This is a genomic window from Micromonospora phaseoli (genome assembly GCF_900109115.1).
GTDB classification, from domain to species: Bacteria; Actinomycetota; Actinomycetes; order Mycobacteriales; family Micromonosporaceae; genus Micromonospora; species Micromonospora phaseoli.
The window spans coordinates 228,262-243,005 of record NZ_FNYV01000002.1; the positions used below are offsets into that span (position 1 = coordinate 228,262).

Below are 14,744 nucleotides of genomic sequence, written 5' to 3' on the forward strand. Positions count from 1 at the left end.
CGAGGGCGCGCCGGCCTAGCGGCCCGAGCCGGCGCCCAGGTCCTCCTCGATGCGCTTCGCGGTGGCCAGCAGCGGCGGCAACAGTTCCTTGCGGATCGTCTCGAAGGAGCCGCGACTGGCGTGGGCGGAGACGTTGACCGCGGCGATCACGGACCCGTTGTCGCCGTGGATCGGCGCGGCCAGCGACCGCAGCCCCTCCTCCAGCTCCTGGTCGACGAGCGCGTATCCCTGGGCGGCGATCCTGGTGAGCGTGGTGCGCAGCTTGGCCGGGTCGGTGATGGTGCGCCGGGTCAGCGGTCGCAGCTGCGCCGTGCGGAGGTAGTCGTCCAGCCAGCCGGCCGGTGCAGCGGCGAGCAGCACCCGACCCATCGACGTCGCGTACGCGGGGAAGCGGGTGCCGACGCTGATCCCGACCGTCATGATCCGCTTGGTGGGTACCCGGGCGACATAGACCACCTCGTCGCCGTCGAGGACGGACACCGAACAGGATTCGTGGACCTGCGCGACCAGCGCCTCCATGTGCGGCCGCGCCACCTCGGGCAGGCTCAGGCTGGACAGGTAGGCGTAGCCGAGGTCGAGGATGCGCGGACGCAGCGAGAACAGTCGCCCGTCGGTGTGCACGTAGCCCAACTCGACCAGGGTGAGCAGGAAGCGGCGCGCGGCGGCCCGGGTGAGCCCGGTGCTGCGGGCCACCTCGCTGAGGGTGAGCTGCGGATGTTCGGCGTCGAAGGCCCGGATGACGGCGAGGCCACGCTCCAGTGACTGGACGAACTCACCGGATCTCGTCGCCACCTCGTCGGTCACTGGCCCTCCTGCCGCAGAGTCTGCTGGGCCACCTTGAACGCCCGGTTCGCCGCCGGTACGCCAGCGTAGACGGCCACCTGCAGCAGGACCTCGCCGATCTCCTCGGCGGTCAGGCCGTTGCGCAGCGCGGCGCGCACATGCATGGCCAGCTCCTCGTCGTGGTGCTGGGTGGCCAGCACCGCGAGCGTGATGACGCTGCGGGTACGCCGGTCCAGGCCGGGGCGGGTCCAGATCTCGCCCCACGCGTAGCGGGTGATCAGATCCTGGAAGTCGGCGGTGAACTCGTCGGTGCCCGCGACGGCCCGGTCGACGTGCGCGTCACCGAGCACCTGCCGGCGTACCGCCATGCCGTCCTCGTGCCGCCGCTGGTCGGTCATCGGCTCGCCGTCCCTTCCGGGTCGAAGTGGGCCGTCAGCAGGCGGGTGACGGCCTCGGGTTGCTCGACGTTGGCCAGGTGTGCCGCGCCGTCGAGCACCGCCAGCCGGGCGGACGGAATCCGCTCGGCGATGGCGGCGGCGTGCACCGGCGGGGTCGCCAGATCGTCGGCGGCACCGATCACCAGCGTCGGGGCGCGTACCGCCGCCAGGTCCGCGCGCAGGTCCATGCCGGCGATGGCCTCGCAGCAGGCGGCGTACCCGGCCGTCGGAACGGCGGTCAGCAGGTCCCGGTACGCGGCGACGGTCTCCGGGTGGGCGGCGGCGAAGCCGGGGGTGAACCAGCGTTCGACGATCGTGTCGGCGATGGTGTCGAGCCGGCCGGCACGGACGGTCGCCGCCCGGGCCCGCCAGCCGTCGGCCGGCCCGAGCGAGGCCGAGGTGCACAGCAGGGCGAGGCGGTCGATCCGTTCGGGGGCGTGCGCCGCCAACCACATGCCGACCATCCCGCCGAGCGACAGCCCCGCATAGTGGACCCGTCCGACGCCCAGGTCGTCCAGCAGCCGCAGCACCTTCCGGCCGAGCAGGTCGATCGTGTACGGCCCGGGCGGCACCGGCGAGCCGCCGTGGCCGAGATGGTCGTACCGGATGACGCGCAGGCGCGCGGCCAGCGCCGGCACCTGCGGCTGCCACATCGCGCCGGTGGTGCCCAGCGAGCTGCCCAGCACCAGCACCGGCCCCTCCGGTGGGCCGTCCACGACGGCGTGCAGCCCGGCGGTCACGGCTGCGCCCCGCGATGCAGGTCGAGGGCGCGGTCGACCAGCTGGCCGGCGGAGCCGAGCCAGCCCACCGGGTCGAGTGCGGCGTCGACGTCCTGCTCGGACAGGTGAGCGCTGATGTCCGGGTCGGTGAGCAGCGCCTGCCGGAAGTCGGCTCGGGCGGCGGCGCGGCGGACCAGGTCGTGGGCGACGGCACGGCCCACCGCCGGCGCCAGCCGGGCCGCGACGGCCTCGGCGAGCAGCACTCCACCGGTGGTGTCGAGGTTGGCGCGCATCCGCGCCGGGTGCACGTCCAGGTCGGTGAGCATCCGGGCGGTGCGGGCGGCGGCCCCACCGGCCAGGTGTACCAGGTCGAGCAGGGGTTCCCACTCGGCGTGCCAGCCGCCGGTGGCCCGCTCGTGCTCCTGGCCGGCGGCGGCGAAGAGGGTGCCGACGAGCCCGGGGCCGCGCCGGGCCGCGGCGGTGACCAGCACCGAGTCGACCGGGTTGCGTTTGTGCGGCATCGCCGACGACCCACCGCGCCCCGCGCCGCCCTCGGTCACCTCGCCGACCTCGGTCTGTGCGAGCAGGCCGACGTCGAGCGCGACCTTGCCGCTGGCGGCGAGCAGCCCGCCGAGGGCGGCGGCGACGTCGAGGAGAGGCTGACGGCGGGTGTGCCAGGGCAGCGGGCTCGCCGCCAGGCCGAGGTGGGCGGCGAACCGTTCGGCGACCGCCGGTCCGGCCGAGCCGTACGTCGCGAGGGTGCCGACCGCCCCACCGAGCTGCGCGGGCAGGGCGGCGCGCGCCGAGGCGAGTCTGGTCCGGGCCTCGACCAGGCCGACCAGCCAGCCGGCCGCCTTGAGTCCGAAGGTGGTGGGGGCGGCCTGCTGGCCGAGGGTGCGGGCGACCATCAGGGTGTCCCGGTGGGTCCGGGCGAGCCGGGCGGCGGCGTCGACGGCGTCGGTGAGGTGCCGCAGCAGCGGCCCGGCGGCCCGGACCACCACCAGCGACAGGGCGCTGTCGAGCACGTCCTGGCTGGTCGCGCCGTGGTGCACCCAGGGTCGGGCCGATTCGGCGAGCGCGGCGGTCAACTCCCGCACCAGCGGGACGACGGGGTTGCCGGCGGCCTCGGCTGCCGCACCCAGGGCGGCCGGGTCGTAGCGCTCGGCGCGGCACTGCCGGGCGATCTCGTCGGCCGCCGCGGCGGGCACCAGACCGGCATCGGCACCGGCTCGGGCGAGTGCGGCCTCCACCGTCAGCATCGCCCGCAGCACGGCGCGGTCGTGGATCTCGGCGTCGACGTCGGGCGTACCGGAGAGCCCGCGCAGCAGACCCTCAGACGGCGAAGAAGACGGTTTCATGCTCTCCCTGCAGGCGGATGTCGAACTCGAACCCGTCCGTCGCCGGACGCGCCAGCAGCGTGTCACGGCGGTCGGGGTCGACGGTACGCAGCACCGGGTCGGCCGCGTTGGCCGCCTCGCCGGGGAAGTAGATCCGGGTCACCAGGCGGTGCAGCAGGCCACGGCCGAAGACGGAGACCGTCAGGTGTGGCGCCTCGGTCGCACCGTCGGGGCTCGGCAGCGGCCCCGGCTTGACGGTGTGCAGCGCGTACCGGCCCTGGCCGTCGGTCTCGGTCCGGCCGAAGCCACGGAATCCGTCGACTCCCGGTGGCCGGGCGCCGCGCGGGTCGTCGGGGTGGTCGAAGCGGCCGTCCGGGTCGGCCTGCCAGCTCTCCACCAGCGCGTCGACCACGGCGGCGCCGGTGCCGTCGACGAGCCGGCCGCGCAGCCAGAACGCTCCGGGCGTGCCCTCCGGGACCACGTACGGTCCGTCGGACCAGCGCAGGCCGATGTGCAGGTACGGCCCGACGGTCTGGGCGGGCGTGACGCCCAGGCGCTCACTCATCGTCGTCCTCATCCTCGAATACGGTGGCGTCCCTGCCGCGCAGCACGATGTCGAACTCGTAGGCCAGCGCCCATTCGGGGCGGGTCGCGGTGTGGTCGTACCGGGCGACCATCCGCTGCCGGGCCTGCGGGTCGCGGACCGAGTTGAAGATCGGGTCCTGAGAGAACAGCGGGTCGCCCGGGAAGTACATCTGGGTCACCAGCCGCTGGGTGAAGGCGCGGCCGAAGAGCGAGAAGTGGATGTGGGCGGGCCGCCAGGCGTTGTCGTGGTTGCGCCACGGGTAGGCGCCCGGTTGCACGGTGACGAAGTGGTACCGCCCCTGGCCGTCGGTGAGGGCCCGCCCGACGCCGGTGAAGTTCGGGTCCAACGGCGCCGGCCAGGTGTCGGCGGCGTGCCGGTAGCGGCCGGCGGCGTTGGCCTGCCAGATCTCCACCAGGGTGTGCGGTACGGCGTGGCCGTCGCCGTCGAGGACCCGGCCGTGCACGATGATCCGTTGCCCCTGCGGCTCGCCGTCGTGCTGGCGGGTCAGGTCGTGGTCGAGGTCGCCGAGGCGACCCTCGCCGAGCAGCGGGCCGGTGACCTCGGTGAGCCGCTGCGGCAGGTAGACCAGGGGTTGCCGGGGCGCACGGGTCACCGTGGAGCCGTAACCGGGGCTGAGCAGGGGTGGATGGACGTCGACGTCGTCGCGCCGGTAGCTCGGCAGCACCAGTTTCCGGCCGGTGTCCTGGGTCATGACGGCAGTTTCTCCCCTCAGGCTTTCAGTATGGATCCGTGACCCGGTGGGCGGCGAGGTGTCAGGCCGCCATCAGGGCACGCAGCACGGCGAGCTCGTCGGGGGTGGGCGGTTCGCCGGTGGCCAGGTCGTCGGCGACTGCGAGGGGCCAACCGGTGGCCTCGCGGGCCCGCTCGACGGTGACGCCCGGGTGCAGCCGGGTGAGGGTGAGTTCACAGGTGACCGGGTCGGCCTCGAGGACACCGAGATCGGTGATCACGGTACGCGGGCCGCCGCCGCGCAGACCGAGTCGCGCCCGGTCGCCGGGGCCGGCACCGAAGCCGACCGAGGTGACGAAGTCGACGCGTTCGGTGAAGGTACGCAGGCTCTGCCGGACGATGACGACCACCTCTCCGCAGGACGCGGCGATCTCCGGTGCGCCGCCGGCGCCGGGCAGGCGCACCTTCGGGTCGGTGTAGTCACCGCCGATCACGGTGGTGTTGATGTTGCCGTAGCGGTCGAGTTGCGCGGCGCCGAGGAAGCCGACGTCGATGCGACCGGGTTGCAGCCAGTAGTTGAAGACCTCGGGCACCGACACCACCGAGTCGGCGGTGTCGGCGAGGATGCCGTCGCCGATGGAGAGCGGCAACCGGTCGGGCTTCGCGCCGAGGCAACCCGATTCGTAGATGAGCACCAGGCCCGGGGCGTGGGTGGCGCGGGCCAGGTTCGCCGCGGTGCTGGGCAGCCCGATCCCGACGAAGCAGGCGGTGCCGTCGCGCAACTGGCGGGCGGCGGCGACGGTCATCATCTCGTCCGCGGTGTAGTTCGCACTCATGCCTGCGCCTCCGCCGTCAGCACGTGCTGCGTGATCCAGTCCCGGAACGTGTCACGGTCCCGGCTGATCTCGTCCCAGGCCTGGTAGAAGTCGTTGTCCCGGACGGAGTAGCCCTGGGCGTACGACGGGTGCGCCCCACCGGGCGCGTGCGCCACCGCGGTGATCGCCCATCCGGGCAGGACGACCTGCCCGGGTAGGGGCTCGAACTCGTCGACGATCTCCTCGACGGTGACCAGTGACCGCCGCGCGGCCAGCAGGGCCTCCTTCTGTACGCCGGTGATGCCCCACATCTGCACGTTGCCGGCGCGGTCGGCCCGCTGGGCGTGCACCACGGTGACGTCGGGGCGCAGGGCGGGGACGGCGGTGAGTGTCTCGCCGGTGAACGGGCAGTCGATGGTGCGGATGTTTGTGGTGTGCCGGGGCAGGTCGGTGCCGGTGTAGCCGCGCAGCACCGCGAAGGGCAGGCCGGAGGCGCCGGCGACGTAGCGGTTGGCCATCCCGGCGTGGCTGTGCTCCTCCAGCTCCAGCGGTGCCGGCCAGGAGTTCTGCACGGCGTCGCGGAAGCGGTGCAGCGACCCGACGCCGGGGTTGCCGCCCCACGAGAAGACCAGTCGGCGGGCGCAGCCGGCGCCGATGAGCTGGTCGTAGATGACGTCGGGTGTCATCCGTACCAGGGTCAGGTCCCGTCGCCCCTGCCGGATGATCTCGTGTCCGGCAGCGAACGGGATCAGGTGGGTGAAGCCCTCCAGCGCCACCGTGTCCCCGTCGCGGACCAGTTCCGCGACGCCGTCGGCCAGCGAGACGAGCTTCGCCATGAGCCTCCCCGCCTCCTGTGTCGTACCCCGCCGACCGCTGTTCGGTATGCGGACCGACGTACTTATCTCGAACGTAATCCGCGTCGGTGAGGTTCGTCAACGCGCCACGGCCGGCCGGATTCCCGCGTCCAACCTATTGCAGAAATGTTGCGGCGATCCGTTGACGCGAGTCGAGTCCCGTGCAAATGTCCTAGATGAGAACGCTTGTTCGGCAAGCGAACAGGCGGCGCGCGGTCGGCCCTGGCTACCGACGGACCGCTGTCCGCGTACGGCGTGGTCGACACCCACCCGCCGGCCACCGCCTGCGGCTGTTCTGCGGCGCAAGGAGGATCACCATGCCCCTGCTCGACACCGACACCTGGCACGGCCGGCTCTACAGCGACGGCTGGGTGACGGCGGCCGGCGGCACCGCCATCGTTCGCGCGCCCGCCACCGGCGAGGAGATCGGCCAGATCGGCGTGGCCGACGCCGACGACGTCGCCCGGGCCAGCGCCCGGGCCGCCGCCGCGCAGCGGGCCTGGGCCGCCACCAGCTACCTGGAGCGGGCCGCCGTGCTACGCCGGGCCGGTGCGTTGTGGGAGCAGCACGCCGCCGAGGTCGGCGACTGGGTGGTCCGCGAGTCCGGATCGATCCCGCCGAAGGGCGTCCTGGAGACCAGCACCGCCGCCCAGGAGTGCTACGAGGCCGCGACGCTGCCCTCGCGTTCGCTCGGTGAGATCATCCCCAGCGCCCAGCCACGACTGAGCATGGCCCGCCGGCTACCGGTCGGCGTGGTGGGCGTCATCTCGCCGTTCAACGCCCCGCTGATCCTGGCCATCCGTTCGGTCGCCCCGGCGCTGGCGCTGGGCAACGCGGTGGTGCTCAAGCCGGACCTGCGTACGGCGGTCTGCGGCGGGCTTGCCATCGCCCGGGTCTTCGAGGAGGCCGGGCTGCCCGAGGGGCTGCTGCACGTGCTGCCCGGCGGCGTGGCAACCGGCGAGGCGCTGGTCGCCGACCCGCACGTGCGGGTGATCAGCTTCACCGGTTCGTCCGCCGCGGGCCGCAAGGTCGGCGAGGCCGCCGCCCGGCACCTCAAGCGGGCGCACCTGGAGCTGGGCGGCAACTCCGCGCTGGTGGTGCTCGACGACGCGGACCTGGACCTCGCCGTCTCGGCCGGCGCGTGGGGTTCCTTCCTGCACCAGGGGCAGATCTGCATGACCACCGGCCGGCACCTGGTGCACGAGAGCGTCGCCGAGCGGTACGTCACCGAGCTGGCCGCCAAGGCCGACCACCTACCGGTCGGCGACCCCGCCAAGGAGCAGGTGGCGCTCGGGCCGATCATCGACGAGGCGCAGCGCGACAAGATCCACTCGCTTGTCACGTCGAGTGTGGACGCGGGTGCCCGGCTCGCCGCCGGCGGCACCTACGACGGCCTGTTCTACCGGCCGACGGTGCTCGCCGACGTCACCCCGGACACCCCGGCGTACGCGCAGGAGGTGTTCGGTCCGGTGGCCCCGGTGCTCACCTTCTCCGACCTCGACGAGGCGGCGGCGCTCGCCGGCGCCAGCGAGTACGGGCTGTCGCTGGGCATCCTCAGCCGCGACGTGATGAAGGCGATGGCGCTGGCCGAGCGCATTCCCAGCGGCATCGTGCACATCAACGACCAGACCGTCAGCGACGAGGCGGTCGCGCCGTTCGGCGGTGTCGGCGCCTCCGGCACCGGTTCCCGCTTCGGTGGGGCGGCGGCGAACATCGAGGCGTTCACCGAGACCCAGTGGCTCACGGTGCAGGGCGACATCACCCGCTACCCGTTCTGAGCAGGCCGGGCATGGCGGGCAGGACGGGAACTCCCGGGGCGTCGGTGACCTCGCGGCTGTTGGCCGTGCTGGGCGCGTTCGACGCGGCCCACCCGGCGTTGACGCTCAGCGAGATCGCCCGGCGCAGCGGGCTGCCGCTGGCCACCACGCACCGGCTGGTCGCCGAACTGGTGGCCGGTCGGGCGCTGGCCCGCGCCGCCGACAGCAGATACACCATCGGTGTCCGGCTGTGGGAGGCCGGGCTGCTCTCTCCGCTGCACACCCGGCTACGCGAGGTGGCCCTGCCCTACCTGCAGGAGTTGCACACCGCCGTGCGGGAGAACGTGCACCTCGCGGTCCGCGACGGCGACGAGGCGCTGTACGTGGAGAAGGTCACCGGGCACCGGTCGGTGCCGACCGTCTCCCGGGCCGGTGGGCGGCTGCCGCTGCACGCCACCGGCGTCGGCAAGGCACTGCTGGCGTACGCTCCGCCGGAGGTCGTCGCCGCGCACCTGCGCCGGCCGCTGCGCCGCTGCACCGCGTACACGGTGACCGAGCCCGGCCGGCTGGCCCGCGAGCTGGCCACGGTGCGCGAACGCGGCTGGGCGCGGACCCACGAGGAGATGACCCTCGGCTCCTGCTCGGTGGCCGTCCCGGTGCGCGGGGCCGACGGAGCCGTGCAGGCCGCGATCGGCGTCGTCGGGCACAGCCTCGGCGCCGCGCCCCAACGGCTGGTGCCGGCGCTGCTGGCCGCGGCCGAGCGGGTCGCCGCCCGGCTCGCCGAAACCGCACACGTTCCGGGCGACGCCGCGCTGCGACAGAGCGCCTGAAGGTCCGGCCGACACCGGGCCGCGGACGACCGGCCCGCACCGGGCTTCCACTGAGTGGAAACCGGCAGCGGCGGCGTGGGGCGCGAGCGGGCAGGCTGGGAAGCCGGGTGACAATGTCGCCCCCACCACCATCGGCGGCGAGGAGGCACGGATGCGTACCCAGGTCGGCATCATCGGAGCGGGACCGGCCGGTCTCATGCTGTCGCACCTGCTGCACCGGCACGGGATCGAGTCGGTGGTGATCGAGAGCCGCAGCCGGGAGTACGTGGAGCACCGGTTGCGCGCCGGGGTGCTCGAACAGGGCTCGGTCGACCTGCTGCGGGACAGCGGCCTGGGGGCGCGTCTGGACCGGGAGGGGCTGCGGCACGAGGGCATCGAGCTGCGCTTCGACGGCGAGTCGCACCGGGTGCCGATGACCGAGCTGACCGGCCGGGCGATCACCGTGTACGGGCAGCAGGAGGTGGTCAAGGACATGATCGCCGCCCGGTTGGCGGCGGGCGGGACGATCCTGTTCGAGGCGCCGGCCGAGCGTCTGTCCGGGCTGGACTCGGCACCGGTGGTCCACTTCCGCTTTCAGGGCCGGGACGAGGAGCTGCACTGTGACTTCGTGGTCGGCTGCGACGGCTACCACGGGATCAGCCGACCGACCGTGCCCGACGGGGTGCTGACCACCTACGAGCGCACCTACCCGTTCGCCTGGCTGGGCGTGCTCGCCGCCGCCCCGCCGGCGGTGGAGGAGCTCATCTACGCCCACCACGAGCGCGGCTTCGCCCTCTACAGCATGCGCTCGCCACAGATCTCCCGGCTGTACCTACAGGTCCCGGCGGACGAGGACATCGCCGACTGGCCGGACGAGCGGATCTGGGCGGAGCTGCGTACCCGGCTGGAGACGGTGCCGAACTGGACGCTCAACGAGGGGCCGGTGCTGGAGAAGTCGATCACACCGCTGCGCAGTCTGGTGGTCGAGCCGATGCAGTGGCAGCGGCTGTACCTGGCCGGCGACGCGGTGCACATCGTGCCGCCGACCGGCGCCAAGGGCATGAACCTGGCACTCGCGGACGTCGCGCTGCTCGGTGACGCCTTCGCCGCCTGGTACGCCGACGGCAGCACGCAGCTGTTGGACGGCTACTCGCGCACCGCGCTGCGCCGGGTCTGGCGGGCGCAGCAGTTCTCCTGGTGGATGACCTCGATGCTGCACCGGCTCAACGCCGACGACCCCTACGAGGCGAAGCTCCAGTCGGCGACCCTGCGCTACGTCACCACATCTGCGGCGTACGCGACCAGCCTCGCGGAGAACTACGTCGGCCTACCCGAGGTCTGAGCGCGGAGCGGATCGTCCGAAGACGACGGACGTCAGTACGAGGCGGCCGGCTTGCCCGCCAGGATGAGCCGGAACCGTGGGCTGCCGTCGCGGTGCTGACCCAGCACGGTCAGGGCGGTGTCCGTCACGGTGAAGCCGACCGCCGTCAGGTCGCCACGGAGCGCGGCCAGGCCGGTGGTGTGGTAGTACATCACGAACGGGGGTCGCCACACCGCGTTGCGGACCCGCATGGCCAGGTCGAATCCGCGGGTCACCCAGTGCGAGACCGAGGTACGCGGCGGCCCCGTACCGATCGGAACGGCGAAGATCCCGCCCGGCCGCAGCGCCCGGTACACCCCGCCAAAGAGCGCGGGCCGTTCCACCGGCAGGAAATGTCCGAGCGCGCCGGCGCTGACCGCGAGATCGAACCCCTCGGTGAACGGCAGGGCCCGAGCGTCGGCCCGCACCCAGGAGGCATCCGGGTGCGCGCGGCGCGCCTGGGCGAGCATCCCGGCGCTGAAGTCCACGCCCGTGGTCCCCTCCCGGCACAGGGACCTGAGGACCTGCATGCCGGCGCCGGTACCGCAGCACACGTCCAGCCCCCGGTCGAACGACCCGAGTTCGGAGAGCGCTTGCGCGGTCGCGCCGAGAACGCTGTCCGGCGTACGGAAGGGCGTGTAGTCGAACTTCGGCGCCAGCAGGTCGTAGCCGCGCTCGACCGAGGAGAGCGCCTGGACGCACAGCTCCCGTAGCGAGGGGCCGTTGGGCGAGAACACCGGCCGAGGGTACCTTCCGGACCGCCGATCCAGGGCCGACGTCGGGCCGTACCGCCGACGTCGGGCCGTACCGCCAGCCGCGCGAGGGCGGGCGGACGAACGGGTGGCAGTCGCGGGAACCAGTACGGCCCGCCGTGCGACTAGGTGATCGAGCGGCGGCATCCGGGCGACGGCAGGCGGCACTGACCCGACGGGCACGGGCCAGTGCAGCACTGGCCCGACGGGCACGGGCCAGGTCCGCATCACGACCTCCTGATCCGAACGGAAACACGCATGTCCTTGACCGAATTGTCCGACGAGTCCGCACCGGAGTCCCGCTCGGGCCCGGCACCCGGGACCGCTCTCCGCCCACCACGACGCGCCTCGCCGCTGGCAGCACTGCTGCTGCGCCTGCACTTCTACGCCGGGGTCCTGATCGCCCCGTTCCTGGTGGTCGCCGCGCTGACCGGCCTGGCGTACACCGTCACGCCGCAGCTGGACCAGCTGCTCTACGGCGACCAGCTCACCGCCGCCACCGTCGACGATCAGCCCAGGCCGCTAGCAGAGCAGGTCATCGCCGCCCGAACCGCCCATCCAGACGGCGATCTGGTGGCGGTGGCGCCGGGCACGGGCGACCAGACGACCCGGGTGGTCTTCGCGCTGGAGGAGTTGGGCGACAAGCAGCACACCGTCTACGTCGACCCGTACACCGGCGAGGTGCGGGGGCAGTTGACCACCTGGTTCGGCTCCACCCCGGCCACCACCTGGCTCGACGACCTGCACCGCAACCTGCACCTGGGCGACCTGGGGCGGCACTACTCCGAGATCGCCGCCAGTTGGCTGTGGGTGCTGGCGCTCGGCGGCATCATCCTGTGGTGGCGTCGCCGGCAGGTCGGACGCGGTCTCGCCAAGCACCTGCTGGTGCCGGATCTCGCTGCCGGCAAGGGCGTACGGCGGACCCGAGGCTGGCACGCGACCACCGGCATCTGGCTCACCGTCGGCCTGCTGTTCCTCGCCGCCACCGGGCTGACCTGGTCCCGCTTCGCCGGTGCGAACTTCGGCGCCGGGTTGGACGCGCTCGACGCCCGCAGGCCCACGCTGTCGACCACGTTGGACGGTGCGCCCAGCGTCGGTGGTGGCGAGCACCAGCACGGCGGCGCGTCGTCGGCGGCGGCAGCCGACCCGGCCACCTTCGATGAGGTGCTGGCGGTGGCCCGCGACGCGGGTCTGTCCGGGCCGGTCGAGATCAGCCCCGGTGCGCCCGGGACTGCCTGGGCGGTCGCCCAGACCGACAACCGGTGGCCGGTGCGGTTCGACCAGGTCGCCGTCGACCCGGACACCAACAGGGTGGCCGCGCGGAACGACTACGCCGACTGGTCTCTGCTGGCCAAGCTCAGCGCCCTCGGCGTGCAGGCCCACATGGGGCTGCTCTTCGGCCTGGTCAACCAGATCCTGCTCGCCGCGCTGGCCGTCGGCCTGCTCTGTGTGATCGTCTGGGGCTACCGGATGTGGTGGCAGCGCCGCCCGACCCGGACGGACCGACGGGCCCTGGTCGGCACGCCACCGGACCGCGGCGGCCTGCGCGGGCTGCCACTGTGGGCGGTGCTGCTCGGCGTGCCTGTGATCGCCGCGGTCGGCTGGGCGCTGCCGTGGTTCGGCGTCCCCCTGGTCGGCTTTCTCGTGATCGATGTCGTCGTCGCGGCGCTCACCCGCCGACGCCTCGACCGCCGACGCGATCCCGCGCCTGCCGCCGGGTGACGTCCGCCCGATGACGGGCACCGTATCGGCGGGACGGTGGGGCTTCGCGCGTCCGGCCCCGCCGGCCCGCCGCAACGGTGTCCGATCCGATCCAGGCATGGCGTTCGGCGGCGTTACGGGGTAGAAACATCTCGGCGAGAGAGCGCTCTCACGCCGCGTGGTCTCCCACGTCGTCGGAGCGGACAACGCACCGCACCCGACCGGAAGGACGAACCTATGCCGACCCCACCACCACACCGGCGACTCGGTCGGGCACTGGCCTTCGGGCTGGCCCTGACCACCGCCGCAGTCGCCACGAACACGCCGGTCAGCGCCGGCCCGCCCCGACCGGCCAGCCCCGACTTCGGGCCCAACGTCACCATCTTCGACCCGAGCATGCCGGTCAGCCAGATCCAGGCGACCCTCGACGCGGCGCACGCCGCGCAGGTCGACAACGAGATGGGCACCACCCGGCACGCCTACCTGTTCCGGCCGGGTAGCTACGGCACCGCCGAGCAACCCCTGCAGATCAAGGTGGGCTACTACACCGAGATCTCCGGCCTGGGCGCCTCCCCCACCGACGTGGTCATCAACGGCAAGATCGAGGCGTACAACCGCTGCCTCACCGAGGGCGGCACCGGCAACTGCATCGCTCTGGTCAACTTCTGGCGCACGCTGAGCAACCTGTCGCTGTCGATCAACGCCGCCGGTCAGGACGACTGCCGCGCCTCGGCCAACTTCTGGGCGGTCTCCCAGGCGGTGTCGATGCGCCGGCTGGACATCAGCGGCGGCGGGCTGTCGTTGATGGACTACTGCACCAACGGCCCGCAGTACGCCAGCGGCGGCTTCATCGCCGACTCCCGGCTACCCGCCACCACCAACGGCTCCCAGCAGCAGTGGCTGACCCGCAACAGCGAGGTCGAGAGCTGGTCCAACGCCGTGTGGAACCAGGTCTTCGCCGGGGTGGTCGGCGCACCCGACGACGCCGGCTTCCCCGACCCGCCGTACACCACGCTCGACACCACTCCGCTGAGCCGGGAGAAGCCCTACCTGTTCGTCGACGGCAAGGGGAAGTACCAGGTCCGCGTGCCCGTCGCGCGCCGCGACACCCGCGGCGTCACCTGGGATACGCGCACGACGCCCGGCCGGAGCATCCCGATCGGCGACTTCTTCGTCGCCAAGCCGTCGGACCCGGTGCAGGTCATCAACCGCGAACTCGCCCGCGGCAAGCACCTGCTGCTCACCCCCGGCGTGTACGACGTGGCCCGCAGCATCGAGGTCCGTCGACCCGACACGGTCGTGCTGGGCATCGGGCACGCCACCCTCACCGCGGTGAACGGTGCGGTGCCGCTCGACGTCGCCGGGGTGCCCGGCGTCGTGGTCGCCGGGGTCACCATCGACGCGGGCCTCAAGGAGTCGCCGGTGCTGCTGCGGGTCGGCCAGAAACACGGGCGCAACCACAGCACGCCGCACAACCCGATCACGCTCTCCGACGTGTACTTCCGAATCGGCGGGCCGCACATCGGCAAGACGGACACCGCGCTGGAGGTCAACAGCGACCACGTCCTGATCGACCACACCTGGGTGTGGCGGGGCGACCACGGCGTCGAGGGCTTCACCGAGGGCGTCAACGGCGACACCGATCGCTGGCGGACCAACACCGGCCGCTACGGCGCGGTCATCAACGGCGACCACGTGACCGCCACCGGCCTGTTCGTCGAGCACTTCCAGCGCTACAACACCGTGTGGAACGGCGAGCACGGCACCACGATCCTCTACCAGAACGAGCTGCCCTACGACCCGCCGACGCAGGCCGACTGGCGCAACGGCAAGGTCAACGGCTGGGCCGGCTACAAGGTCGGCGACCGGGTCCGCCACCACACCCTGTACGGCGGCGGCGTCTACGTGTTCAACCAGAACAACCCGTCGATCCGTACCGAGAACGGCTTCGAGGTGCCGGTGCGGCCCGGCGTCCGGCTGCACCACATCATGACGGTGAACCTCAGCGCCGGCGTCATCGACCACGTCGTCAACGGCGTGGGCGAAGCAGCCGACATGGACCGGATCGGCGCACCCGTCTACCTCAAGCAGTACCCCTAAGTAAGGAGGGGCCCCTTCTTAACGCCTCAGGTATAGGAGGGGGC

The 14,744-nt window shown here is 72.7% G+C and carries 14 protein-coding genes; 5 read left to right on the forward strand and 9 right to left on the reverse strand.

Annotated elements, in window-relative coordinates:
- Positions 1-15 precede the first annotated feature (15 nt).
- The 8 genes from BMY89_RS05880 to BMY89_RS05915 all read right to left on the reverse strand — a co-directional run bounded on the left by BMY89_RS05880 (position 16) and on the right by BMY89_RS05915 (position 6,203).
- Positions 16-804 (reverse strand): IclR family transcriptional regulator, encoded by a 789-nt coding sequence (locus BMY89_RS05880; protein ID WP_092376140.1) that lies wholly within the window; start codon positions 802-804, stop codon positions 16-18.
- A complete protein-coding gene (gene pcaC, locus BMY89_RS05885) occupies positions 801-1,181 on the reverse strand; it encodes a 4-carboxymuconolactone decarboxylase (protein ID WP_092376143.1) in 381 nt (126 codons plus the stop codon). Before pcaC ends, BMY89_RS05880 begins: the two co-directional genes overlap by 4 nt.
- On the reverse strand, positions 1,178-1,960 hold the full coding sequence (pcaD, locus tag BMY89_RS05890; protein ID WP_092376146.1) for a 3-oxoadipate enol-lactonase: 783 nt from the start codon (positions 1,958-1,960) through the stop codon (positions 1,178-1,180). Before pcaD ends, pcaC begins: the two co-directional genes overlap by 4 nt.
- On the reverse strand, positions 1,957-3,297 hold the full coding sequence (pcaB, locus tag BMY89_RS05895) for a 3-carboxy-cis,cis-muconate cycloisomerase (RefSeq protein WP_092376149.1): 1,341 nt from the start codon (positions 3,295-3,297) through the stop codon (positions 1,957-1,959). The genes pcaD and pcaB overlap by 4 nt, the downstream gene beginning before the upstream one ends.
- Positions 3,272-3,841, reverse strand: a complete 570-nt coding sequence (gene pcaG, locus BMY89_RS05900) for a protocatechuate 3,4-dioxygenase subunit alpha (protein ID WP_092376152.1) — start codon at positions 3,839-3,841, stop codon at positions 3,272-3,274. Before pcaG ends, pcaB begins: the two co-directional genes overlap by 26 nt.
- On the reverse strand, positions 3,834-4,574 hold the full coding sequence (gene pcaH / locus BMY89_RS05905; protein ID WP_092376154.1) for a protocatechuate 3,4-dioxygenase subunit beta: 741 nt from the start codon (positions 4,572-4,574) through the stop codon (positions 3,834-3,836). Before pcaH ends, pcaG begins: the two co-directional genes overlap by 8 nt.
- A 61-nt stretch (positions 4,575-4,635) precedes the next feature.
- On the reverse strand, positions 4,636-5,388 hold the full coding sequence (locus BMY89_RS05910; RefSeq protein ID WP_092376157.1) for a CoA-transferase subunit beta: 753 nt from the start codon (positions 5,386-5,388) through the stop codon (positions 4,636-4,638).
- Positions 5,385-6,203, reverse strand: a complete 819-nt coding sequence (locus BMY89_RS05915) for a CoA transferase subunit A (protein WP_092376160.1) — start codon at positions 6,201-6,203, stop codon at positions 5,385-5,387. Before BMY89_RS05915 ends, BMY89_RS05910 begins: the two co-directional genes overlap by 4 nt.
- A 335-nt stretch (positions 6,204-6,538) precedes the next feature.
- Between BMY89_RS05915 and BMY89_RS05920 the strand changes: the two genes are divergently transcribed.
- The 3 genes from BMY89_RS05920 to BMY89_RS05930 all read left to right on the forward strand — a co-directional run bounded on the left by BMY89_RS05920 (position 6,539) and on the right by BMY89_RS05930 (position 10,129).
- The gene (locus tag BMY89_RS05920) at positions 6,539-7,999 is read left to right on the forward strand and encodes a benzaldehyde dehydrogenase (RefSeq protein WP_092376162.1); all 1,461 of its coding nucleotides are present in this window, start codon (positions 6,539-6,541) and stop codon (positions 7,997-7,999) included.
- Positions 8,000-8,010: 11 nt separating this feature from the next.
- On the forward strand, positions 8,011-8,808 hold the full coding sequence (locus tag BMY89_RS05925; protein WP_092376164.1) for an IclR family transcriptional regulator: 798 nt from the start codon (positions 8,011-8,013) through the stop codon (positions 8,806-8,808).
- Positions 8,809-8,959: 151 nt separating this feature from the next.
- Entirely contained in the window at positions 8,960-10,129 is a 1,170-nt protein-coding gene (locus tag BMY89_RS05930) for a 4-hydroxybenzoate 3-monooxygenase (RefSeq protein WP_092376167.1), read from the forward strand.
- 32 nt (positions 10,130-10,161) lie between these two features.
- Here BMY89_RS05930 and BMY89_RS05935 read toward each other — a convergent pair whose 3' ends face one another.
- On the reverse strand, positions 10,162-10,884 hold the full coding sequence (locus BMY89_RS05935) for a class I SAM-dependent methyltransferase (RefSeq protein WP_092376170.1): 723 nt from the start codon (positions 10,882-10,884) through the stop codon (positions 10,162-10,164).
- Between the two features lie 273 nt (positions 10,885-11,157).
- On the opposite strand from BMY89_RS05935, the gene BMY89_RS05940 reads away from it, so the two are divergent.
- Positions 11,158-12,621, forward strand: coding sequence for a PepSY-associated TM helix domain-containing protein (locus tag BMY89_RS05940; RefSeq protein WP_092376173.1), 1,464 nt, complete (start codon positions 11,158-11,160; stop codon positions 12,619-12,621).
- A 216-nt stretch (positions 12,622-12,837) separates the two neighbouring features.
- Positions 12,838-14,700 (forward strand): adenylyl cyclase, encoded by a 1,863-nt coding sequence (locus BMY89_RS05945; RefSeq protein ID WP_092376176.1) that lies wholly within the window; start codon positions 12,838-12,840, stop codon positions 14,698-14,700.
- Positions 14,701-14,744: the final 44 nt, after the last annotated feature.

What these genes read in the sequence shown, in the direction of transcription:
- BMY89_RS05910 (WP_092376157.1), bottom strand. Translation starts at nt 5,388, where the DNA reads ATGAGTGCGAACTACACCGCGGACGAGATGATGACCGTCGCCGCCGCC.
- BMY89_RS05930 (WP_092376167.1), top strand. Translation starts at nt 8,960, where the DNA reads ATGCGTACCCAGGTCGGCATCATCGGAGCGGGACCGGCCGGTCTCATG.
- pcaG (WP_092376152.1), bottom strand. Translation starts at nt 3,841, where the DNA reads ATGAGTGAGCGCCTGGGCGTCACGCCCGCCCAGACCGTCGGGCCGTAC.
- pcaC (WP_092376143.1), bottom strand. Translation starts at nt 1,181, where the DNA reads ATGACCGACCAGCGGCGGCACGAGGACGGCATGGCGGTACGCCGGCAG.
- pcaH (WP_092376154.1), bottom strand. Translation starts at nt 4,574, where the DNA reads ATGACCCAGGACACCGGCCGGAAACTGGTGCTGCCGAGCTACCGGCGC.
- pcaB (WP_092376149.1), bottom strand. Translation starts at nt 3,297, where the DNA reads ATGAAACCGTCTTCTTCGCCGTCTGAGGGTCTGCTGCGCGGGCTCTCC.
- BMY89_RS05940 (WP_092376173.1), top strand. Translation starts at nt 11,158, where the DNA reads ATGTCCTTGACCGAATTGTCCGACGAGTCCGCACCGGAGTCCCGCTCG.
- BMY89_RS05920 (WP_092376162.1), top strand. Translation starts at nt 6,539, where the DNA reads ATGCCCCTGCTCGACACCGACACCTGGCACGGCCGGCTCTACAGCGAC.
- BMY89_RS05945 (WP_092376176.1), top strand. Translation starts at nt 12,838, where the DNA reads ATGCCGACCCCACCACCACACCGGCGACTCGGTCGGGCACTGGCCTTC.
- BMY89_RS05925 (WP_092376164.1), top strand. Translation starts at nt 8,011, where the DNA reads ATGGCGGGCAGGACGGGAACTCCCGGGGCGTCGGTGACCTCGCGGCTG.
- BMY89_RS05915 (WP_092376160.1), bottom strand. Translation starts at nt 6,203, where the DNA reads ATGGCGAAGCTCGTCTCGCTGGCCGACGGCGTCGCGGAACTGGTCCGC.